Annotated in this window: 19 protein-coding genes; 11 read left to right on the plus strand and 8 right to left on the minus strand. The window is 57.4% G+C overall.

Features of this window, described 5'->3' with window-relative positions:
* The first annotated feature begins 595 nt into the window (after positions 1–595).
* Both parA and ACRWA7_RS13330 read left to right on the plus strand, forming a co-directional pair.
* On the plus strand, positions 596–1,258 hold the full coding sequence (parA, locus tag ACRWA7_RS13325; RefSeq protein WP_438391414.1) for a ParA family partition ATPase: 663 nt from the start codon (positions 596–598) through the stop codon (positions 1,256–1,258).
* Between the two features lie 24 nt (positions 1,259–1,282).
* Complete coding sequence (locus ACRWA7_RS13330; RefSeq protein ID WP_060817877.1) at positions 1,283–2,347, plus strand: ParB/RepB/Spo0J family partition protein; 1,065 nt, start codon at positions 1,283–1,285, stop codon at positions 2,345–2,347.
* 64 nt (positions 2,348–2,411) lie between these two features.
* On the opposite strand, the gene ACRWA7_RS13335 is transcribed toward ACRWA7_RS13330, so the two are convergent.
* On the minus strand, positions 2,412–3,761 hold the full coding sequence (locus tag ACRWA7_RS13335) for a replication initiation protein (RefSeq protein WP_438391415.1): 1,350 nt from the start codon (positions 3,759–3,761) through the stop codon (positions 2,412–2,414).
* A 1,748-nt stretch (positions 3,762–5,509) separates the two neighbouring features.
* Between ACRWA7_RS13335 and ACRWA7_RS13340 the strand changes: the two genes are divergently transcribed.
* Positions 5,510–6,724, plus strand: a complete 1,215-nt coding sequence (locus ACRWA7_RS13340; protein WP_438391416.1) for a DNA-binding protein — start codon at positions 5,510–5,512, stop codon at positions 6,722–6,724.
* 19 nt (positions 6,725–6,743) lie between these two features.
* Here the strand turns inward: ACRWA7_RS13340 and ACRWA7_RS13345 are convergent, their stop codons facing one another.
* A complete protein-coding gene (locus ACRWA7_RS13345) occupies positions 6,744–7,763 on the minus strand; it encodes a tyrosine-type recombinase/integrase (RefSeq protein WP_438391417.1) in 1,020 nt (339 codons plus the stop codon).
* A 61-nt stretch (positions 7,764–7,824) separates the two neighbouring features.
* On the minus strand, positions 7,825–8,184 hold the full coding sequence (locus tag ACRWA7_RS13350; RefSeq protein WP_060817881.1) for a DUF2471 family protein: 360 nt from the start codon (positions 8,182–8,184) through the stop codon (positions 7,825–7,827).
* A gap of 256 nt (positions 8,185–8,440) precedes the next feature.
* On the opposite strand from ACRWA7_RS13350, the gene ACRWA7_RS13355 reads away from it, so the two are divergent.
* The 6 genes from ACRWA7_RS13355 (at position 8,441) to ACRWA7_RS13380 (ending at position 13,005) form a co-directional block, all read left to right on the plus strand.
* Entirely contained in the window at positions 8,441–8,626 is a 186-nt protein-coding gene (locus ACRWA7_RS13355; protein WP_056363795.1) for a CsbD family protein, read from the plus strand.
* Positions 8,627–9,084: 458 nt separating this feature from the next.
* Positions 9,085–9,564: a hypothetical protein gene (locus ACRWA7_RS13360; RefSeq protein ID WP_374728608.1), complete on the plus strand. Its 480-nt coding sequence runs from the start codon at positions 9,085–9,087 to the stop codon at positions 9,562–9,564.
* A 503-nt stretch (positions 9,565–10,067) separates the two neighbouring features.
* Entirely contained in the window at positions 10,068–11,312 is a 1,245-nt protein-coding gene (gene serA / locus ACRWA7_RS13365; protein WP_438391418.1) for a phosphoglycerate dehydrogenase, read from the plus strand.
* A 199-nt stretch (positions 11,313–11,511) separates the two neighbouring features.
* A complete protein-coding gene (locus tag ACRWA7_RS13370) occupies positions 11,512–12,057 on the plus strand; it encodes a chorismate mutase (protein ID WP_438391419.1) in 546 nt (181 codons plus the stop codon).
* Positions 12,058–12,130: 73 nt separating this feature from the next.
* Positions 12,131–12,625: a hypothetical protein gene (locus tag ACRWA7_RS13375; RefSeq protein WP_438391420.1), complete on the plus strand. Its 495-nt coding sequence runs from the start codon at positions 12,131–12,133 to the stop codon at positions 12,623–12,625.
* Positions 12,626–12,645: 20 nt separating this feature from the next.
* Entirely contained in the window at positions 12,646–13,005 is a 360-nt protein-coding gene (locus tag ACRWA7_RS13380; RefSeq protein WP_438391421.1) for a VOC family protein, read from the plus strand.
* Between the two features lie 42 nt (positions 13,006–13,047).
* Here the strand turns inward: ACRWA7_RS13380 and ACRWA7_RS13385 are convergent, their stop codons facing one another.
* Positions 13,048–13,389 carry a hypothetical protein gene (locus ACRWA7_RS13385; protein WP_438391422.1) on the minus strand — a complete coding sequence of 114 codons (342 nt, stop codon included), beginning with the start codon at positions 13,387–13,389 and terminating at the stop codon, positions 13,048–13,050.
* 105 nt (positions 13,390–13,494) lie between these two features.
* A complete protein-coding gene (locus ACRWA7_RS13390) occupies positions 13,495–13,677 on the minus strand; it encodes a DUF1289 domain-containing protein (protein ID WP_060818386.1) in 183 nt (60 codons plus the stop codon).
* A gap of 254 nt (positions 13,678–13,931) precedes the next feature.
* Between ACRWA7_RS13390 and ACRWA7_RS13395 the strand changes: the two genes are divergently transcribed.
* A complete protein-coding gene (locus ACRWA7_RS13395; RefSeq protein WP_438391423.1) occupies positions 13,932–16,430 on the plus strand; it encodes a PAS domain-containing protein in 2,499 nt (832 codons plus the stop codon).
* A 217-nt stretch (positions 16,431–16,647) separates the two neighbouring features.
* Complete coding sequence (locus ACRWA7_RS13400) at positions 16,648–18,663, plus strand: AI-2E family transporter (RefSeq protein WP_438391424.1); 2,016 nt, start codon at positions 16,648–16,650, stop codon at positions 18,661–18,663.
* An 11-nt stretch (positions 18,664–18,674) separates the two neighbouring features.
* Here ACRWA7_RS13400 and ACRWA7_RS13405 read toward each other — a convergent pair whose 3' ends face one another.
* The 3 genes from ACRWA7_RS13405 to ACRWA7_RS13415 all read right to left on the minus strand — a co-directional run bounded on the left by ACRWA7_RS13405 (position 18,675) and on the right by ACRWA7_RS13415 (position 21,288).
* Positions 18,675–18,908 carry a hypothetical protein gene (locus ACRWA7_RS13405; protein WP_060817887.1) on the minus strand — a complete coding sequence of 78 codons (234 nt, stop codon included), beginning with the start codon at positions 18,906–18,908 and terminating at the stop codon, positions 18,675–18,677.
* A gap of 97 nt (positions 18,909–19,005) precedes the next feature.
* Positions 19,006–19,806: a 3-hydroxybutyrate dehydrogenase gene (locus ACRWA7_RS13410; RefSeq protein WP_438391425.1), complete on the minus strand. Its 801-nt coding sequence runs from the start codon at positions 19,804–19,806 to the stop codon at positions 19,006–19,008.
* 81 nt (positions 19,807–19,887) lie between these two features.
* Positions 19,888–21,288, minus strand: coding sequence for a GntP family permease (locus ACRWA7_RS13415; RefSeq protein WP_060817889.1), 1,401 nt, complete (start codon positions 21,286–21,288; stop codon positions 19,888–19,890).
* Between the last annotated feature and the right edge of the window lie 24 nt (positions 21,289–21,312).

A 21,312-nucleotide genomic window follows, 5' to 3' on the forward strand; every position in this document is an offset into this window, starting at 1 on the left:
GCGATTTTACGAGTGCTTGCTTACGGGATGCTTGGGCTCGATTTAATCGGGCGGATTGTTACGGGTTACGGGATTTGGGGTCGCGAATAGGGTCGCGTAAGAAAAGCAAAGATTTTAAGGCATCGATATAAAGTTTTTATTAACTGTTATTTTGATACCTATTTGTATTTAGCCCAGCCGCCGAAGTCAAATGCTCTTTGCTTGTATAGCCGTTCTTCTGCCCAGCGGCGAAGTCGAACACTGGGCGCTTTGTTCATCAGGCAACTTTATGCGCATAAAGCAATGCGCTCCATTGTCGGCAACTGCTCCCGAAGCCGACAATGAGCACGCAAAAGCCCTTTTCAATTATGGACGATCCCAGAACGAACAACGGCGTACCTACGCGAACGCGCCTCATGAATGCATCCTGGCTCTAAATTACGACCAAACATTTCGCGTCTCTCTCCTCACTATCTTCGCAATCACCCGAGAAGTCCGCCGACTTTATGCGCATAAACTCCGGCCATCCTCGGTCGAATGGCTAATCTCAATCGTTATCTCTAGAATTTTTCAGTTTTCAATGTAAAATTCGAAAAGCTAAACTTGGGAGCACAACGTGGCAGCCGAAATCATTGCGATCACGCAACAGAAGGGCGGAGTGGGGAAAAGCACGATCGCAATGCATTTGGGCGCTGCGTTCCATGAAAAGGGGAAGCGGGTCCTCGTCGTCGATGCAGACGGGCAAAACACGCTCGTCCACTGGGCCAGCGCCGCATCTGATGAAGCCAGCGGCATTCCATTTCCGATCGTGAACCTGTCCGAAGCGGGCGCCCAGATTCATCGCGAAATCAGGAAGTTCGTAAACGACTACGACGTCATCGTGGTCGATTGCCCGCCTTCCATCACTGAGAAAGTCTCGGGCGTTGTCCTGCTCGCGGCGTCCGTCGCTATTGTGCCGACGTCGTCATCGCCCGCGGACTACTGGTCGAGTGTTGGCTTGGTCAAACTCATCCAGCAAGCTCAGGTTATGAATGAGGATCTACGCGCCGTATTTCTTCTGAATAAAACTGAAGAGAAACGAATGTTGACCCGCGAATTAAAACGAGCCCTGGAGGAGTTGGGTTTCCCGTTGCTCAAGACACAAATTCCGACGCGGGAATGCTACAAGCAGGCAATGGCCTTGGGCCAGACCGTGCTCCAGATGACCGATCGAGGCTCGCGCCTCGCGGCAACCGAAATACGTGCGTGCGCAGACGAAGTTCTCGCCATGCTTCCCTGACTTTATGCGCATAAAGGACCCTGAATGAAACCGAACCAGTTCGCTAAAGGCTTTAAGGCTAGACCCGACACAACAAGCAGCGAAAAACGTACGGCCCTCGATCGCATCAATGCCATCGACGAAATCGTCAACCAAGAGGCTGGTAACGACAAGCAAGTGACCGGCCGCTCCAGCGGCTATTCGGACGATGAATTTCAGGGCGACGCAGATGCACCGGAGTCGGAAGCATTTAAAGCTTGGCGCCGTACAAACAGATATGTTCAGGGCCAAGTAATCGAATTGCCGTTGAAGGCTATCAAGCCAAGTCCTTTCAATCCTCGCCACTTCTATCTGAAAGCATCCATCGCCGAACTGGCCGTGAACCTGGCCAAACAAGGCCAGCAGCAAGCCATTCACGTGATACCCGATCACGACAATCCGGGCACCTTTTTTGTGAGCGACGGAGGCCGGCGGGTTCGTGCTCTTAGGGAAGCGAATAAAGAAACGGTGAAGGCAATTGTCATCGACCTTCCGATTGGTATCGAAAGCTATAAGCTCGGCTACGACCTGAATGTGCAGCGCGACTCGCAAACGGTGTTCGATAACGCAGTCGTCTGGAAGCGGTTTCTCGACGAGAAGCATTTTCAGAGTCAGCGGGAACTTGCCGATCACCTCGGTCTCGACGAATCGACCATCGCGGTTGCGCTGGCAATCGCCAAGCTGCCAGAGAACGTTATGCACGAGATGGTTGCACGCCCCGACAGGTTTGGATCGAACATGGCCTATCAGGTCTCGCGCTTTCATGGAGCGCGTGGCGCCGACGCGACGCTCCGGCTGATCAACAAGATCGCCTCCGATGATCTCAGTACGCGCCAAGTCGCGGACATCGTAAAGGGACGTGCGAGCGCACAAGAAACGCCAAAGCCTGCAGGTCGACAACGCTATGCGCAGCGGCTGGAAATCAAATTAGAGGGAATCTCAGTGGGCGACCTCAAAACTTACGGCGACGACCGGCTGGAGTTGCGATTGCGGGGCCTGTCGAAAGACAAACGCGATGCGCTTCTTCAACAGATCGAGAAAATGCTGCAGACCGAATCAGCCAAACGGTAGTTCCAAAGCCGTTCACGCGGTGCGCGGCGATATCACACAAGCCGGCGTTAGCACGACGCCAAGCTTATGCCGCGCGGTTTTGGTTCAAGGTGAAGGCCAGCAGGTCGCCGTCAGTCGGTTCACCCCACGTCTTGCGCGCGAGCCAGTCGAAGAATGAGCTTTCACCCATTTTCGAGTCGAGTCCACGCTTACGCCAATCGTCACGCATGTGAGCGCCGAGTTCCGGCAGAACATCCTCTTCAAAGGTTTGCCGCGCCAGATTCCGTTCCGACTCACCCTGTTCCTCATACAGCGCGCGGGCTTCCTTTCGGCGATAAACCGAAAATTCGCTCAACAAGCGTGCTTTGAGGTCATCTGCTGGCGCGCCATTGCTTTTGGCAGGCGCTACAGCAGCGGGCAACGCCTCCAGTTGCGGCGCATAGCCCTTCTTCAGAGCATCCTTGAACAGCGCCGCTGCACTTCGTACCGGGGGCAGAGAAGTGCTTCGCATTCTTTGTTCGGTCATCTGCAAGGCGGCCCGGATCCGATTTTCCTCGCTATCTGCGTAAAGCGTCTGTGCGTCTTTCAGCGGTATTCCGATCTTGACCATTCGATCGACAAGCGTGCTGTCGAAGACGTTCGGATGTTCATCGAGCGCAAGCATGGGTTGCTTGCGCTCCGTCACACGGAACTGAATCTCGGCGACTCGTCTACCTTCCCGATGCTCGATTAGCTCGACGAAAATGTTGGTTACGGCATTCACTTCAGCAATCGCCGGCCGAAGATAATCACGTTTGAAATATTTATACTCGCGTTTGGCCTCGTCACCAGCTTCAGTATCGGGTGTGCCAGAGAGGATCGGCCGCCACCACTCCCAGGTTTCGCGCATGGTGAGATGGCTCGGATTAGTCAAATACCGGACGCAAATCTCGTAGAGAGCAAGCCCCGCGCTGCTTCGCAACTGACTTTGGAACTGCAGGCTCAGGCGTGCATATTGAACCGGGTCGAGCAGTTTTTTCTTGATCTTGGGCGCGAAGGAAAACTCAACCCATACGCGGCGCGTAGCAGGATCTTCGAGAATTTCGGCATCTGCGATTAACGTCGATATTCCCCACTTGCGCCCAGGCTTCTGGCTCGACGTCCCTGTACTCCATTCGACCTGAACCGACACCATCCGGCGCAAATGCTCTTTTACCAAAGCTGTGTCGTTGGAATCAAAGGCTGAATTGGCGACAATGTCCGAGAGCAACGCCCGATAGGTATCGCCGGATTCGTCGGCCTGTTGCGCGACGGCCAGCAACACGTTGAATAACTTGCGGGTCAAAAGCGTGATCTTTCCGCTTTTGGGCTGAATTGCGATTGCTTCGACGGCTTTTCGCAGTTCTGCCGAGCTCGGACTCACCACATCGGTCTTCTTCGCGCGTTTGGTTGCCATGCTTGAGTCAGGGAGGATTTTGGGAAAGCATACCGATGACGGTGAAGCTCGTCTACAGGCGTGGACTCACCCTGAAGCGGTGATGAGCACTTTACGTACTGAACTCACTGAGGTGCACTCCCGAAAGTTCTCACCCTCACCGTCGTGTGCCATCCCGTTTGTCCCCGCACCATGCGGGTAAACGGTTTGAGTCGCCTTCTAAGCTGTTTCCAAGGCCCTATTGACGGTCCCGTATTCCCTCACCCAAAAAAAATTTGCGATCGTAACTCTTCATCACTGGACTACTCGCCGATTCAATATGGGACTCCGACGCGTCAAAAGTGACCCAATTACCTCTTAATTCACACCGCACGAGTTTTCAGGGCGAAACCATCGCGAATCGGGTCCCGAAAAAGCTCACCCCTGCTTGAGCGGAGAGTCTTTTATCACGGCAGACACGCTGCAGCGAGCGCTTCCACGTGCCTTCAACAAGTCCCGAATTCCCTCACCTTTGCTCCGAACTACACGATCCGTCTCCGGTAGACCGACCAAGGGCACCCGGAAAGTCTCACCTTTAGGGGGAAAAAGCAGCTCTTTGATGGTCAGGCGTACCCCTAGAGTGCTTTTAGTACTTGAAATGCTGAAACTCTGATCCCGTAAAAGCTCACCTCGATCAAATATCCGACTCATTTCTGCTGCTTTCGATCTACCTCTTGCACCTCCCGAAAAAGCTCACCTTGACCGCGGTTCATCAGCAGCATTGAGAAAAATACCTTATTATTTTCAGTATGTTATGACGCTTCCCTTATAGATGCGAGGGTGGGGGAAAATCATTGGCGTTATCTTCAACACCAGAACAGCTCCTGTATAGACTCACCGGAAAACGAAGTCACGTGTCAATCGCCCTTTTTGTCGACAGGATTCAAGCTTCCCGGAAAAGCTCACCTTAAACGGGCGCTGGCGCAAATACCCATTAAAACCAAGGGATTATTGGTCCGCCATAATGAATCTCAGCGCAACGAATGCTCCCGTAACTCCTCACCTCAGTGCACCGCGCCCAAGGCTTTCTGTTCAGCTCGCCCACGCGAGACTTGAAAAATCTCACCTCACGGAGCGTTTGGCTCCCGAAAACACTCACCAATCGGTATAAATGACCGATTTAATCTGCAGTTCTTTGATTTATTCGGATCCCGCAAACACTCACTTGGCGCATTCGGCATGTAAGTATCCTTCGTCCGCTGGTTGGGCGCGACAGGTATGCAGCATCCCGAATATTCTCACCTTACAAACGGAGGCAACTCCCGAACTCGCTCACGTAAGCTCCCGTAGTGGCTCACGCTCATCCCCGAACCCCATCACCGTGGTCCCCTGTTTGCGCTCACCTTCTATCCCGCAAACCCTCACCTATGTACCCGGAACGCCTTGTTCCATAAGGGTTTGCCGTGGCGTTAACGTCTTTAACTAGGGTTCAAAGGTGTTTACTTCTAATACTCTCAAGGCCACCTGAGCGCCTCCATAGAGAAAAATGCAGCCCCGACCACGTGAAACATCTCGAGACTTATCAAATCAGCAACAAACCCCTAGTAATCAATGACTTGAAACATTAAGCTCTACATGTTTCACGAAAAATACCCGCACAGGTAGTTGACCGTGTCGATTTTGAATACTGCAACGGTGTTAAACGGAGCCGAAGTGTATTTCAAGAAAAAATGTAGTGTTCGATACGTAATGTATTATGTATCGAACAAAAAATGCGCTGAGGAGTAAACATGAATGACGAAGAAAGGGCTGCTTTACGAACCGAACTTGTTGAGTTACGGGCGCGTGGAGCCCGGCGACAGGAGCTTTCGCAACACGCGTGCAAGCGTCTTTTCTTCGATTTTGGCATTCGCCCCTCAATGGCGACAGTCAGAGATCTGACTCAGACGGGCAGTGCTAGCGATATACCGAAGGACATCGATGCGTTCTGGATGCGAATCAGATCCGCATCCAAAATTCGTATTGAGGGCGGCGCGATTCCTGACACGTTGCAGGAGCGTGCCGGGGAGTTACTGGGGCAATTGTTTCAGGAAGCGAAGCATTTGGCCAACCAGGCGCTTGAAACGGAAAGGAATGCTGCAAGAGACGAAGCGAGCGCTGCCTTGAATCGTCTGCACGATTTTGAGGTGCGTTTTACTACTGTCGAAGAGGCGCTTCAGCGCAGTGAAGCACGTACTGAAGCCGCGCTCATACGAAATTCTGCTTTGGAAACCGAAATTCGCGCGCTGAAAGAGCAGGATTCGGATGCGCAAGGTGGCCTGCATGCGTTGATTCATCGTTTGGAAAATGAAAATGCTGCGCTGATCAAACGTCTCGATGCTGACCAAACAGCGAACGCTGCGCTTCGCGACCGGCTTGACTTACTGAACTACGAGCTGCGGCAGAACACCGAGCACTATGCGCAGCAGATCAAGGATGCGGTCAGTGAAGCTGAGCGCCGCGTCAAGCCGATGTTGGTGGAACTTGACTCACTTCGCGGCGTGGCAGCGACATATCAAAGCGGTGTACGCCAAGCCAGTCAAAAAGAATTCGATTTTATTCAACAACTTAGTACCGCAAAGGCGCGCTCCGATCGCTTGGAGCAGCAACTTCGCGAAAAGTCCGATGAGATAGACGAATTAGCGTCAGAACGCGACACGCTGCGCGCACAAGGCGGAATGGGCAAAAATGCAGCGCGGCTAATTTGCGCGATGGTCGATGAAGGCCGGCTATCGAATGCGGAAATTGCGGCATTGGGGACCGAAATCGATGCATTCGTTACGCTGCCGTCACATTGTCCGGCATGCTCAATTGGCGAACCTGATCTTGTCCAGCATGGAGCTGAATTCGAGCTTTCATGTCCTGATTGCGAGCGGTCATCGGGCAACGCCTCGTCGCGGCTGATGGCCGTAGCCTGTTTTAAGACCGCAGATATGCTCGAGGCAAGCCAACCAACCGACAGGTGAGCTTATTCGGGAGCGAAAACTAGAGTGGTGGATCGTTGGCAAGCGTGACGCCTTGTTTTACACGCGCCAAATCGTGCTCCCGTATTTCCTCACCTATCCAGCGCTCCCAGGCGCGATACAACCTTTGTGCTGAAATTTCTTGCTGAAACCCCAGCCATTGTCCGACCTGCTCCGGTGCTGTTCCGCTTTCGAAAAGGTCCGCCGCGAACGTATTACGCAACGTCTGGGGACTCGCGCGGGCTCTCCTGGATTCCGCGATCCCAGCCGCCAGAGTTATTGCATCGACCGCGCGTAACATCGTGGCCTTGTGCATGATTCGCCCTGAAGGTGCCGATGGAAACAGCAGGTTGCCTAGCAACCGGGCGGTTTTGCGTTCGCTGATCCATTGATTGAGCAGCGCGATGGCAAAGGGTGCCAGCCGGGTTTGTCGATTAAATGCCGGGTTTGCGGCTTCGACCGTTAGCCAGGGTTGGTTCCAGTCAAAGTGACTAACGCTCAGCGTGGCTGCTTCCCCGGTTTTTACTCCCCCGCCAAGAAATACACCGACCAGCGCACGGTCCCGGCATTCACGCCAACGATGACCGGTCGATAAATCTCCAATCGGCGAGAAAAGGTAATTGATCAGCGTTGCACGTTCGCCGTGCGCAAGGAAACCCGTTGGCTCATTTTCGCGCGCGTCCCGCCACCGAGCTTCGCCGTCCTGCGCAATAAAGCGTGCGGGGTTCGTGGATGCGAGTTCTATCTCGCGAATGTGATCGAGTACCCGTTCAATAAGGCGCAAATAACGCATGCGTTGCGGCTTCCGAGCGTCCAGTTGGGTCACAAACTGTTCGATGGCGGGCCTGTCCACGGTCTGTATCGTGACGCATTTGACATTGAGCCACTCGAGAAATAAACCCCATTGAGCGCGGTAGACATTCGCTGAAGACGCTTTGAATGCCTGATTGGCCATCCATGCGTCGAACGCGCTTGCTGGATCCACGTGCCAACTGGCGCGTTCGCGGTCGAAAATATCGTTGGTGCCAGCGTGTGAGGGCATCGGGAAATTGTCCGTTTATGTGACGCTAACGCTTCGGACCTGCTTTATTGATGCGCTCATTTTAATGCGCAGCCGCAATTGCCAGTTCCGGATGTCCCGCGTGCGCGGCTTGATCGTAGGCATCCACGGCAAATGCGAACACTGGCGGCAGCACATTGGACGTTCCGAAATCGACAAGATCGTCCGTTTCGGGAAACATCAGGTCGTCGGGACGTGCAAAGAGCGCGCGAAGCGCTGACTCGTGACGGCCAGCGAATCCCAGGTCGGCTAAGGCCTCAGCCTCGATAGCAAGCAGCAGGCGCCAGGTCAGCTGCACCCCTTGCACGATGTAGCGTTGCGCAACCTCCCGAGTAATGCGCTCCAGATCTCTTACCACGCGCGCGAACTCAGGGGTATCGATACGATCTTCCTCAAAATCCATTTTTGTCTCCATCTCTCGAACCATACGACAGGCTGGTACTGTACAAACATACAGTATTTATCGCAATCTTTCTTCTAGCGTCGCGCCGAGGCGAAATGGCGTATGTGCGATTCCGCCTACGCGGTAATCAGACGCGGTCGGCTATTGGATGCACGGCCGATTTGCGATCCTGATTACACGGTCAGGGAGCTTCCTTGACATAGCGCCGCGAAATTCATTACATCGGATTCGCGCTTTGATACGAAAGGAGATGAACATGAACAAGGATCAGAAAGACGGCGTAGTTAAACAGGCCAAGGGTAAGGTCAATGAGGTTGTCGGCAAAGTAACCGGCGATAGGGCGCAGGAAGCCAAGGGCGACGTGCAACAGGCTGCAGGCAAGGTGCAAAAAGGTGCTGGCGACGCTCGGGAAGACATGAAAGATGCGTTGAAGAAGCATTAAGAGTGCGAATCGACCGTTCCGGACGAGAATTGTCCGGAATGGCTCTAGTGCTCTGGATTCAGCAGGATAAAAGCAGACCAAGGCCGCCTCCGACACAAGTCGGTGCGGCCTTTCTGTTTCGGGCATTGGACACAGCGCTCCGTGACGACCAATCTGGCTTTTGCTGCGGCTCTTTCTCACGCTAACGAGCGCGATATCCGTCCCCTTGAAAACTTTATGCGCATCAAGTTCCCCGGCTGACCACGCGTCACCGATAGTGAACAAGACAATTGATTCGATCAGCCGCAAACCGCTTGAGGACCGCGTGCATTCACACAAATAGACATTGCGTTCATGTACAGTTTCGCTCGAACTTAATATCGAAAAAGCGTTGCCGCTTAATTCGAGTGGTGGCGAAACGTACAGGTTTAGGGCGAATGAAAAAGACAACGACAGTCTCAAAAATATTCTCCGTACCAATGGCCCTCTTCGCACTAGCCGCGTTCGCTACATCCGCTCATAGCGCCGCAGCCGAAATTTGTGGCAACGGCCTTTGGGCCGACGCAATGATCGGCTCGTACCATGTTCATCCCAAAAAACACTTCGATCAGTTCAATCCCGGTATTGGCGCGGAATGCTGGGTGTCGCCCCAATGGGCTGTAACCGGCGGCTATTTTCGAAATTCGCTTTCGGCCCCGTCGTTTTATGGCGGTGGCGTCTGGTCGCCGGAGTTTGTTCATTGGGGTTATGTCCGGCTTGCGGTCATGGGCGGCGTCATCTCAGGGTATGACTATGGCAAATGGGGATTCGGTCACGACCATAAGGTAGGACCTGTTGCTGCACCTTTGATCATGGCCGAGTACGGACGGATTGGTGCAAACATCATTTTGATTCCACCCATACCGTCGAGCGACTTGCCTTTCACACTGGGTTTTCAGCTACGTGTCCGCTTTTGGTGACGCGCTGCATGACACGTGATGCGAGCGGCGCCTTTGAATTTAGTATATCGAAGTAAAAATTCACGACAGGCTTGATGACGTCTGCCCGGTCGTAAAGGTGAGCTTTTGCGGGAGGCTCGAACGACTTCGCGCTGGTAGGACTCGGGGTGTTGAATCCGCTTGTGTCAACCGGCCATGCGCCTCGAGTATCAACGCTTCGTACGTTACCCCATCTGCAGCGTGATCTCGGTGCGCTGCCGATTTCGCCGCCCGGATTGATCTGGAAGTAATGGTATTAACATAACCGCAGCTTTGCCGACGCGTTGATTGTTCGCTAGAAAGAACAATCGGGTAAGCCAACTCTAAACAAACCATTAATAAACATCCAAGCAAAAGGCCATATCGCGAGTAGGGTGGCAAATGCTTAGGCTCTGCAAGCGGTAACATCAATGCGATGCCGACTGCGTGGCGTCGACTTGTCCGGCGTGCGTTGCACGGACTTACTCTTGCCATTTGCGGGGCGTATGACACCCACGCCAACCCACGTCACGATACATAAGCGTTCTATGACCTCTGTTCTTCTACTTGAAAATATCCACGATACCGCCGTCGCCCGCTTCAGCGAGGCCAAGCTCGAAGTCGAGCGCCGCGCGGGTGCGCTGGCCGGAGTGGAACTGCTGAGCGCGCTGCGGGCTCACAACCTTGTCGGGATTCGATCGGCAACGCATCTCAAGAAAGGTGAAATCGACGCCGCGCGCCATCTGCTCGCGATCGGGTGCTTTTGCATCGGGACATCACAAGTCGATTTGAACGCCGCTGCTCACGCAGGCATTCCGGTGTTCAACGCGCCATTTTCCAACACGCGCTCCGTGGCGGAACTGGTTATTGCGGAAGCGATCCTGCTGTTGCGGCGCGTGCCCGAGAAAAGCGTGCAGGCGCATGCGGGACAGTGGGCCAAGGGCGCAAGCGGATCATTCGAGACGCGCGGCAAGACTATCGCGATCGTGGGTTACGGGAACATTGGTTCACAGGTCGGCGTGCTTGCTGAAGGCATGGGAATGCGCGTGGTTTATTACGACGTGCAAGCGCGTTTGTCACTGGGGTCGGCCCGTGCATCGCAATCGCTCGCCGACGCTGTATCGCAAGCCGATGTCGTGACGCTTCACGTTCCGGCCACCGCGCAGACCAATTGCATGATCGACGCAGAGATGCTCGCCTGCTTCAAGCCGGGCGCAATCCTGATCAATGCGTCGCGGGGTTCGGTCGTGGATATCGAAGCGCTCGCGCAGGCGTTGAGCGCGAAACGGCTGGGCGGTGCGGCTATCGATGTATTCCCGGAAGAGCCGAAGACGAATGCCGATGAATTCAAAAGCGTGCTTCAAGGTTTGCCGAATGTCATCCTGACGCCGCACGTGGGCGGCAGCACAGAGGAAGCGCAGGAGAACATAGGCACGGAGGTCGCGACCAAACTGATTTCGTTCCTGACCACGGGCGACACAGTGGGCGCGGTCAACTTTCCGCACGTGAATCCGGGACCGCTCGATGCACCCGCGCGTTTGCTCAACGTCCACGGCAATGCGCCGGGAGCGCTCGCCACGCTCAACACCCGACTTGCGGCAGAGGGCGCCAATATCGTTGCGCAGCATCTGCAAACGCAGGGCGAAACGGGATATGTGGTGACTGATCTGGACCGTGCGCCATCGAATGAATTGATCGAGACGCTCGCGAAAGAACCCGGCTTCATTCGAACGCGCCTGCTGGTCAAATAGACGCGACGCTAATATTGCATGTTCCATTCTTTTAAAAAGCCCGGCCAAGATATTGACCGGGCTTTGTCTTGGCTTGTTTCAAGCGGCGTATCAGCTAACGTCGCGCGCAAGGTCTACTTTCACTAGTCAAGAAGGCTCATTGATGTTCAATCGGATTCCCCGTATTTCGCGGCTCTGCCAAGGCCTCGTCGCGACTGCATTGTTGGCCGTAACATCCACTTCGCAAAGCGCTGCTGTATCGAACGCATCGAACTCATGGAACGGAGATTTTTCCCGCCTGATCGATTTGACGGCAACCCGCTTGCACGTGGCACGCGAAGTTGCGCTAACGAAATGGGATACGCGCAAGCCGATTGAAGACAGCGAGCGCGAAGGCGTGGTGATCTCCGCAGCCGCGACGCAAGCCGAACCGGCCGGCGTGCCGCGTCAACTCGCCACTCACTTTTTCGCCGACCAGATAGAGGCTAACAAGCTCGTGCAATATGGGCTTCTTGCACGGTGGCATCGGGCGGGAAAAGCGCCTTCGGATCACCGCGCCAGCTTGACCGACGATATTCGTCCCGAGCTCGATCGTCTTCAAGGTGAGTTTATTCGGGAGCTGGCGGCAACCGATGCATTGCGTGCAGCACCTGATTGCTATGCGCGTTTGGCGCGCGCTACACAGTCGTATTCTTCAGCGCACAAACTCGATGCGCTGTATTCCGTGGCGCTGGATCGCGCGCTTGCTCGCGTGTGCGAGAAATAAGGGAACGCGCCAACGTGGCGAAGTTTGCGGGCGCGCGTATTCTTGCAATATTGCGCCTTGGATCCCGACACCGATGGACCTGCCAACCCGATCTGCTGTGTGCTGCATCGCGCTTGCATTCGCGGCGGCTCCGCGCACGAACCACGGCAACGATCCGTTCTTTCAGATTTCGACGGCCGTCGCGCATTGCCCGACGCCTTTGGGCCCGGTGCAAACCGATCAGGAATGGCTCGGCGATGCGCATTACCGCATCGAACGCGGCAATAGCTGCTGGGTGGAAGGCCGCTGCCGCTTGTCCAATGCGTATCGCTACGATGCCGAAATTGTTGATGCTGTGCAGCGGCGCCTGAACGCAATCAATCCCGCCACGCACTGGCGTGAAAACTCGACGTTATGGCTTACGCTGCAGCGACGGTTTATATACGTGCAGGGCTGTGTATCGAAGGAGTTCGACACAGCGAAGTTCTTGACCATGCTGGGTGAAACAGCGGACGTGGAACAAGTGATCGATAACACCACGGCCTCGCTCGGCAAGCGTCCGCTGCCGTACAAAACACCGGCCGACTAACGCATAAGCAAAGGAAACACATGCAGGTCAGACGAATCGTTGCGAATATGTCCACGCAGGACGTTGCGCGGGCGAAGCCGTTCTATCAGGACGCACTCGGGTTGGATCTGTTGATGGATCACGGCTGGATCCGGACTTATGGTTCCTCGGCCACAACGGGAGTGCAGATCAGCGTGGCGGAGGAGGGCGGATCGGGCACGGCGATGCCCGACTTATCGATAGAAGTCGATGATGTCGACACCGCGCTTGAGCGCATGAAATCGGCGGGCTTTCCGATTGAATACGGACCCGCCGATGAACCTTGGGGCGTTCGGCGCTTCTATGTGCGAGACCCGTTCGGGAAACTCGTCAACGTGCTTGAACATCGGGTACAGCCCTGATTTTCAGGCAGCAACGCCCTCATACGTGTCCGGCACGCTTTCCTAATAGCCTTGCGGCACGTTCGCCTTGTTACCCGCCAGCGGCGAACCATAGCCGCCGCTTTGTGTGTTGTTCGGCAAGCCATTCACAAGCTGCGCACGCGGGTCGGTCGGGTTCAGGTTCATCTCACCGGCCTGCGCATTACCGTGCGTAGGATATTCGCTGCCAAGCGGCGCATTGGGCATCAGGCGCGTGTCATTTGCAGGTGCGCGCATGTCGTCGTTCGGACTCAATCCGTGGCTCATGCTCGCGGTCTGTGCTACCACCGCTTGCGCTGCAAAAAGAGTAATCAAGGCCGCCGTACTCACCGCCATGACGCGTTTCAACTGAACGTGGATAACCATGACTGGAACTCCCTGAAGTTGGGTTTCGTGTCCGTGATTGATTGGGGTTCGCGTTAAGCCGGCACGCGTTATTGTGGGCAAACGAGCCTGGAACAGTTCTGTACGTTACTTGCGCGCCTTCTTGAGCGTGGCTTCGCGCTTGGGCCGTTCATCGATAATTCTTGTCCGGGCCTTGTTCTTCAGCTTCTTCCACTGCTTGCACTCGTCCTTGGTCCGCAAGCAGCCCGTACATAGGCCCGTTTTGCTGTCGAACTTGCAAATATTGATGCAGGGAGAATCAACTGCCATAACAATCCATTGGATTCCGTGGAGAAAATGCGTGAAGATCAATGCATGCAATCTCGCACGATGCATGCCCGAATGCCAAAAACATAATCCCGATAAGGCCAATAGCCGGCGCAGCGTGACTGTAGACAAATTGTCTATCCGCATACGCCATCTGGGGCGTATCAGACTCAGATGCTAAGATTTGGAACATTTCGTCGCATTGTGCGGAAACGTTTATACGCCGTCTGCGACCAACCGGCTTTTTGCTCTGGACCATGCAAAAACCTCCCCTGTTCTCGACGCTGAGCCAGCTTGAGTTCGAGCGCGCCGTCCTGGGACGCGTCGTGGCAGGCATGCCGCTGCATGAAGTGCTCGAGCACGTTATTCATCGGGTGGAAAATCGCTCGGAGCAGCCCATGCGGGCCTCCGTGCTGCTGGTCGACGCTACGGGAAAACGCTTGATTCACGGCGCGGCGCCGAGTTTGCCTGAGGAATACAACCGCATTGTCGATGGCCTAGAGACCGGCCCTTTGATGGGTTCGTGCGGCGCTGCGGCATTCCGGGGCGAGCCGGTGATCGTGGAGGACATCGAAACAGATCCTGTCTGGGCCGCTTTTCGCGATATCGCCCGGAAGTTCGAATTGCGTGCGTGCTGGTCCATGCCCATTTGCGCCGCCGACGGCCGCGTGCTCGGCACCTTCGCCAACTATTATTCGGTGCCCAAAAAACCGTCGGCCGAAGAACTGGACGATATTGCGCAAGTGGCCAGCGTGACGGCGCTTGCAATCGAGCGGCACGCGAGCGACCGGGCGCTGCGGGAAAGCGAAGAGCGTTTGCGCATTGCCCAGCGTGCAGGCGGCATTGGTACCTTCGAGCTGTTTCCGGATACCGGGCGTATGGCGGTATCGGAGGAACTTTGCCGGCAGTGGGGTTTGACGCCTCGCCATGAAACCCATCTCGACGTGCTGCTGGAACTCGTGCATCCCGATGACCGCGCGCGGGTGCTTGCAGCGCATCGCACCATGCCGACGGGCGCGCTGGACTATCTCGAATACCGGATTCATCGCGCGGACAGCGGCGAAGAGCGCTGGATGGCGCGCCGCGGAGAAGCAGTCGCCCACAATAACGCCGGCCTGCGCTTTATTGGTGTGACCTACGACATTACAGACCACAAGCGCTTCGAGGAGCGCCTGCGAGTAAGCGAGACACAACTGCGCCGCCTGAACGATTCGCTCGCCGCCGAAGTCGATGCGCGCACGCGCGAGCGCAACAGCATCTGGCGCAATTCGCGCGACCTTTTTATTGTTGCGAGCAGCGCGGGCGTGCTGCGCGCGGTGAATCCCGCGTGGACCGATATTCTCGGGTTCCGCGAGGACGAGTTGATCGGCAGATCATTTGCGGAAATCGTTCATCCCGATGATGTGCAAGCCACGGACGCCGCGCTGCAGTCCGTCGCGCACACGGGACGCGTGCGCTTCGAGAACCGCAATCGCCATAAGGATGGGTCGTATCGTTGGGTATCGTGGGTCGCGGCGTTCGAAGGTGACACGCTGTATGGCAACGGACGCGATGTCACGAGCGAAAAGGAAACCCGGCGCGCGCTCCAGCAGACCGAGGAAGCGTTGCGCCAGGCGCAGAAAATGGAGGCGCTTGGCCAGTTGACGGGCGGCATTGCGCATGATTTCAACAATCTGCTGCAAGGCATCACCGGTCCGCTGGAACTGATTCGCCGATACACCCAGCTAGGCCGCACGGACGACATCGACCGTTTCATCACGATGGCAACGGGCGCCGCGAATCGCGCGGCGTCGCTGACGCACCGGCTGCTGGCGTTTTCGCGGCGTCAGCCGCTCGACCCCAAGCCGGTGAACGCGGACGAGCTGCTGCATTCCATCGACGATCTTCTCAAGCGCACGATGGGCGAGGCGATCGACACGCGCGTGATCCACAATCCGCATCTCTGGCTCACGCGTTGCGACGCGAATCAGCTCGAAAACGCGCTGCTGAATTTCGCGATCAACGCGCGCGACGCCATGCCGGAGGGCGGCCGCCTGACGCTCGAAACCGACAACGTGGAGCTGGGTCGCGAATTCGCCGCGTCGCATCCCGATGTGATGCCGGGACAATACGTGGTGGTATCGGCGTCGGATACGGGCGTCGGCATGCCGGACGACGTCAAGGCGCGCGCCTTCGATCCGTTCTATACGACCAAGCCGCTGGGGCAGGGCACAGGGCTGGGTTTATCGATGGCCTACGGGTTCGCCAAGCAATCGGGCGGGATTGCGACCATTGAAAGCGCGCCCGATGCCGGCACGACGATCCGGCTGTATCTGCCGCGCTTTACAGGCGGCGCGGGCAAGCAGGAATCGGCGACGGCGCTCACGGAAGCGCATCGGGCGGCCGACGGACACGTGATCCTGGTGGTCGAAGACGACACGTCGGTGCGCGAACTTGTGTGCGAGATACTGCGCGACCTGGACTACGAGGTCCTCGAAGCCATCGACGGGCCGTCCGGACTGGCGATACTGAATTCGCGGGCGCGTATCGATCTGCTGGTGACCGATGTCGGTCTGCCGGGCCTGAATGGCCGCCAGCTAGCCGACGCAGCCCGCGCAACCCGGCCCTCGCTCCGGGTCTTGTTCATGACGGGTTATGCCGAGTCGGCCACGCGCGCAAACGGGTTCCTCGACACGGGCATGGAGATGATTACGAAGCCCTTCACGCTGGAATCGATGGCAAGCCGCATCCGGCGCATGGTCACCATGGCGAGATGACCACGCCTGCCGTATCGATATAAATCGGCACAAATCCTTCCGATTGGCATGGCCTTTGCTCATACAGATCGGGCGCGCATATTCCCGAGACCGATGGACACCGGCTCGTGGCCAATTACTCTATAAACCGACGCAGCGCCAGGGCTGGCCTTCCTTGATGGATCGCCGGCGCGACCGCATCATGAACCCCGCTAAAGCTCCATACGAGAACGACGTCATGACACCCAATCCCGTTCCGCGCCGGCCCGCGTCGAAGGTTTTGCCGCCCGAAGCGCCCGGCATACGGGCGCTGCTGTCGCTGGTGACAGGCGTGGTGGTGATCTGCGCGCTGTATTTCGGGCGCGCGGTGCTGATTCCGATCATTCTCGCGGTGTTGCTCAGTTTTCTGGTCGCGCCTTTCGTCGATTTGTTGCGTCGGCTGAAACTGGGACAGGTGCCGTCCGTCATCCTGGCGGTGCTGGTCGCGTTGTCCGTGCTGACGGCGGTCGGCGCGTTGATTGGCGCACAAGTGGCGCAGCTTGCCGGCGATCTTCCGCGCTATCAGGTTGCCGTGGAACGGAAAATCAGCGCTGTGCAGGAAAAGACCGTTGGCCGCGCCGACGCGTTTCTTGGCAAGGCGGCGACGGCGCTCAAGCGGATTTCGCCAAGCCGGCAGGAAGAAATCCGCAAGAGCCAGGAGAACCAGACGGCGTCTCCCATCGATGCGCCCATGCCCGTCGAGGTCCACGAGCCGTCGCCCTCGCCGGTGGAACTTGCGCAGCGGTTTTTGTCGCCCGTGATCAGTCCTTTGGAAACCACGGGCATTGTCCTCGTTGTAGCTATTTTTATCTTGTTGCAGCGAGAAGACCTTCGCGACCGGTTGATCCGGCTGTTTGGGTCGCGCGATCTGCACCGCGCAACCACGGCCATGGACGAAGCCGCGCGCCGGCTATCGCGCTATTTTTTGGCTCAGTTGGGTATCAACATGGGCGTCGGTATCGTAATCTCGATCGGGCTTGCGATTATTGGCGTGCCGGGTGCGTTGCTGTTCGGCGTGCTGACGGGATTGCTGCGTTTCGTGCCGTATGTCGGAACCTGGATCGCGGCGTTGCTCGCCGTGGTATTTGCTGCTGCCGTCGGCCCCGGCTGGGCGATGATGATCTGGACCATCGCACTGTTCGGTGTCACGGATGTGGTCGCCGGCCAGGTCGTCGAGCCAATGCTTTATGGGCATAGCACGGGACTTTCGCCGTTTGCGGTGATTGTCGCGGCGATTTTCTGGAGCTGGATCTGGGGGCCGATCGGGCTGGTTTTATCGACGCCGCTGACGCTGTGCCTGGTGATTCTAGGGCGCCACGTGGACCGGCTTGAATTTCTCGATGTGCTTTTCGGCGACCGTCCGGCGTTGACGCCAGCGGAAAATTTTTATCAGCGGCTGCTCGCCAACGATCCCGACGAAGCGCTCGTGCAGGCCGAAACGCTTTTAAAGGAACGTTCGCTGAGTGCGTACTATGACGAGGTCGCGCTGGAAGGCTTGCGGATCGCGCATCAGGACGTGCTGCGCGGCGTGGTGACGGCGGACCAGCTCAAACGCATCAACGAATCCGCGATGGATATTGTCGAAGGACTCGAAGAGGTCGAAGACGTGGTGATGGCTGCGCGGCCCGAGGAAGAACCGCCGGCGAGCCTCGAGATGTCTGATAGCGAGGCGGGCATTGTGCATGAAACGCCCCCGGCTCACTTCGATGCCGTCAAGGAAGGCCATACGTCATCCGTCCTGTGCATTGCGGGGCGCGGCGTGCTGGACGACCTGGCCGCGACCATTGCTGTGCAACTGTTTCGCAAGCACGGATTGGGCGCGGATCTCGCGCCGTACGAGCGTTTCTCGCGCACGCGTTTCGATGACGTTGACTTGACGGGTGTATCGCTGATCTGCGTGATTTCCTTCGATGCCGCCGAGTCGCCGCCGTATTTGCGGAATTTGTTGCGCCGTTTGCGTCAGCGTGCGGGAACGGCGGATTTGATCGTCGGGCTGGTCGTGCCGGATAGCGCGCTGGAGGGCGAGGCGGTGATCAGGAAGACGTCGGCGGCGACGTCGTTCAAGGAACTGGTCGAGGCGTGCGTGGCCGCGGCGCGGCGTCAGTCAACCGATGGCGTGTCGTGGGAAGGCTTGAATCCGGAAGACCCCGAGCCGGCCGCCGGCGCGGCGAACGCAAAAGCGCCACCAGTCGTTCCGGTCTTGCGGGGCGCTTGAAAAAACACGGCCTAGCGGTTGCCGTCGAAAAGATCGTTGAGCATGGTGTCGAACGCGCCCTGCGCCTCTTCGAGTTCCTGCAGCGCGGCGTCGAAAGTCTGCAATGCGATCTGCGTGGGTCGTCCGTCGCCGTTGGGCGGAAACTGGCTCTGCAATGCCGTGAACGCCGCCTGTACCTGCCGCGTGGCGTTCACGATGCGCTCCATCGCCTGCGCTTCTTCTGTTCGGTTGTGTTCAGCAGTCATCGGAGTCTCCGTTCTGGGAACCCCGATATTACCAACGGATGTGGCGGGCGGCACGCGCTACTCGGGACCGGCCGCTCATCCGCCGCCCGGCCGCCAATCACTGCGAAGTCCATCCACCGTCGATCTGAAGCGCCGAACCGCGCATTTCATCGGCGGCTTCCGAGCAGAGAAACACCGCCAGCTTGCCGATCTGTTCCGGCGTCACGAACTGTTCCGACGGCTGTTTCTCGCCAAGCAGCTTCGAGCGCGCGGCGTCGGACGACAGATTTTCTTTCGCGGCGATATCGTCGATCTGCTTTTGCACCAGGGGCGTCAGCACGAAGCCGGGGCAAATGGCGTTCACCGTTACGCCAGTGCGTGCATTTTCCAGCGCGGCCACCTTCGTCAAGCCGACAATGCCGTGCTTCGCGGCCACATAAGCCGATTTCCCGGCCGACCCGACCAGTCCATGCGCCGACGCAATATTGATCACGCGGCCCCAGCCCTTATCGCGCATTGTCGGCAATGCAACGCGCATGGTGTGGAACGCCGAGGTCAGATTGATCGCAATGATGGCGTCCCATTTCTCGACCGGGAACGTGTCGATGGTCGCTACATGCTGAATGCCCGCATTGTTGACCAGTACATCCACGGCGCCGAACTGCTCGATGGCAAACGCGATCATGGCTTCTATCTCGTTCGCCTTCGACATGTCCGCGCCGTGATGCACGGCCTTCACGCCGTGCTTCTCGATCTGCGTTTTTGCGCTCTCGATCACGCTTGCATCGCCGAAACCGTTCAGCACGATATTCGCGCCGGCTTGCGCGAGCGCATTGGCGATCCCGAGGCCGATGCCGCTCGTCGATCCGGTGACGAGGGCGGTCTTGCCGGCAAGCGGGGTTGCTGAAGATGAAGTCATGGGCGAGTCCTGTGGAAGAGGAGGGTGGATGGCAACAGCAGAAAGCGCTGTTGCCAAGTTTGCCAGATGTTTTGCCGGCGGTTAAACCAGGCCGGTCGTGTAATACACCGCGATCACGAAGAACACGGCGAGCGTCTTGATGATCGTCACGGCAAAAATATCGCGATACGACTCGCGGTGCGTCAATCCCGTCACGGCGAGCAGCGTGATCACCGCGCCGTTGTGCGGCAGCGTGTCCATGCCGCCGCTCGCCATGGCGACCACGCGGTGCAGCACGTCGAGCGGAATATGCGCCGCTTCCGCACCCTTGATGAACGTATCCGACATGGCGGCGAGCGCAATGCTCATTCCGCCCGACGCCGACCCGGTAATCCCTGCAAGCGAACTCACGGAAACCGCCGCGTTGACCAGCGGATTCGGAATGCTCTTGAGCGCGTCGCTCACCACGATAAACCCCGGCAACGCCGCGATGACGCCACCGAAACCATACTCGGACGCGGTGTTCATCGCGGCGAGCAACGCACCGCCGACCGCCGCCTTCGTACCCACGGCAAAGCGTTCACGCACGCGCCCGAACGCCGTCAGCACGACGAGCAGGATGCCGAGCAGCAGCGCGCCTTCAACGGCCCAGATGGCCACCACCGATTTGATCGGCGTCACGACCGCCGCATGCACACCCGGCAGTACGTCGGGTGCGACCGAATAACTTGCGCCGTACCAGACGGGAATCAGCTTGGTCAACGCGAAGTTCGCGACGCCAACCAGCACGAGCGGCGCAACCGCGAGCAGCGGATTGGGCAATTGCGCGTTTTCCACGCGCTCCGGTTCATTGACGAGCGACGTGCCGTAGCCTTCGCCGGTCGCCATCACCGAGCGGCGGCGCCATTCCAGAAACGCCAGCCCGACCACGATAATAAAGAGCGAGCCGATCGTCCCGAGAATGGGCGCGGCCCAGCCCGTGGTCTTGAAAAACGTCGTGGGAATGATGTTCTGGATCTGCGGCGTGCCGGGCAGGGAATCCATCGTGAACGAGAAAGCGCCGAGCGCGATCGCGCCGGGCATCAGGCGCTTGGGGATATTGCTTTGCCGGTACATTTCGGCCGCGAACGGATAGACCGCGAACACGACCACGAACAGCGATACGCCGCCATACGTGAGCAACGCGCACACCGCCACGATCACCGCATTGACGCGCGTCTTGCCGATATACCGGATGGCGGCGGCCACGATGGATTCCGAGAATCCCGACAGTTCGACAACCTTGCCGAATACCGCGCCAAGCAGAAATACAGGGAAGTACAGCTTGACGAAGCCGACCATCTTTTCCATGAAGATGCCCGAAAACACGGGCGCGACGGCGGCAGGTTCAGTAAGCAGGACGGCGGCGAGGGCGGCGAGCGGGGCCACCAGGATCACGCTGTAGCCGCGATAAGCGGCCAGCATGAGAAACGCCAGCGCGGCGAGAACGATGATGAACGACATTAAGTCTCCGATACTTGTTGTGGG

Source organism: Caballeronia sp. DA-9 (genome assembly GCF_051615025.1).
In the GTDB taxonomy this organism is placed as follows: Bacteria; Pseudomonadota; Gammaproteobacteria; order Burkholderiales; family Burkholderiaceae; genus Caballeronia; species Caballeronia sordidicola.

Excerpts from the sequence above, each read along its gene's own strand:
- ACRWA7_RS13330 (WP_060817877.1), top strand. The coding sequence starts at position 1,283 with ATGAAACCGAACCAGTTCGCTAAAGGCTTTAAGGCTAGACCCGACACA.
- ACRWA7_RS13335 (WP_438391415.1), bottom strand. The coding sequence starts at position 3,761 with ATGGCAACCAAACGCGCGAAGAAGACCGATGTGGTGAGTCCGAGCTCG.
- ACRWA7_RS13340 (WP_438391416.1), top strand. The coding sequence starts at position 5,510 with ATGAATGACGAAGAAAGGGCTGCTTTACGAACCGAACTTGTTGAGTTA.
- ACRWA7_RS13345 (WP_438391417.1), bottom strand. The coding sequence starts at position 7,763 with ATGCCCTCACACGCTGGCACCAACGATATTTTCGACCGCGAACGCGCC.
- ACRWA7_RS13350 (WP_060817881.1), bottom strand. The coding sequence starts at position 8,184 with ATGGATTTTGAGGAAGATCGTATCGATACCCCTGAGTTCGCGCGCGTG.
- ACRWA7_RS13355 (WP_056363795.1), top strand. The coding sequence starts at position 8,441 with ATGAACAAGGATCAGAAAGACGGCGTAGTTAAACAGGCCAAGGGTAAG.
- ACRWA7_RS13360 (WP_374728608.1), top strand. The coding sequence starts at position 9,085 with ATGGCCCTCTTCGCACTAGCCGCGTTCGCTACATCCGCTCATAGCGCC.
- serA (WP_438391418.1), top strand. The coding sequence starts at position 10,068 with ATGACACCCACGCCAACCCACGTCACGATACATAAGCGTTCTATGACC.
- ACRWA7_RS13375 (WP_438391420.1), top strand. The coding sequence starts at position 12,131 with ATGGACCTGCCAACCCGATCTGCTGTGTGCTGCATCGCGCTTGCATTC.
- ACRWA7_RS13380 (WP_438391421.1), top strand. The coding sequence starts at position 12,646 with ATGCAGGTCAGACGAATCGTTGCGAATATGTCCACGCAGGACGTTGCG.
- ACRWA7_RS13385 (WP_438391422.1), bottom strand. The coding sequence starts at position 13,389 with ATGGTTATCCACGTTCAGTTGAAACGCGTCATGGCGGTGAGTACGGCG.
- ACRWA7_RS13390 (WP_060818386.1), bottom strand. The coding sequence starts at position 13,677 with ATGGCAGTTGATTCTCCCTGCATCAATATTTGCAAGTTCGACAGCAAA.
- ACRWA7_RS13395 (WP_438391423.1), top strand. The coding sequence starts at position 13,932 with ATGCAAAAACCTCCCCTGTTCTCGACGCTGAGCCAGCTTGAGTTCGAG.
- ACRWA7_RS13400 (WP_438391424.1), top strand. The coding sequence starts at position 16,648 with ATGACACCCAATCCCGTTCCGCGCCGGCCCGCGTCGAAGGTTTTGCCG.
- ACRWA7_RS13405 (WP_060817887.1), bottom strand. The coding sequence starts at position 18,908 with ATGACTGCTGAACACAACCGAACAGAAGAAGCGCAGGCGATGGAGCGC.
- ACRWA7_RS13410 (WP_438391425.1), bottom strand. The coding sequence starts at position 19,806 with ATGACTTCATCTTCAGCAACCCCGCTTGCCGGCAAGACCGCCCTCGTC.
- ACRWA7_RS13415 (WP_060817889.1), bottom strand. The coding sequence starts at position 21,288 with ATGTCGTTCATCATCGTTCTCGCCGCGCTGGCGTTTCTCATGCTGGCC.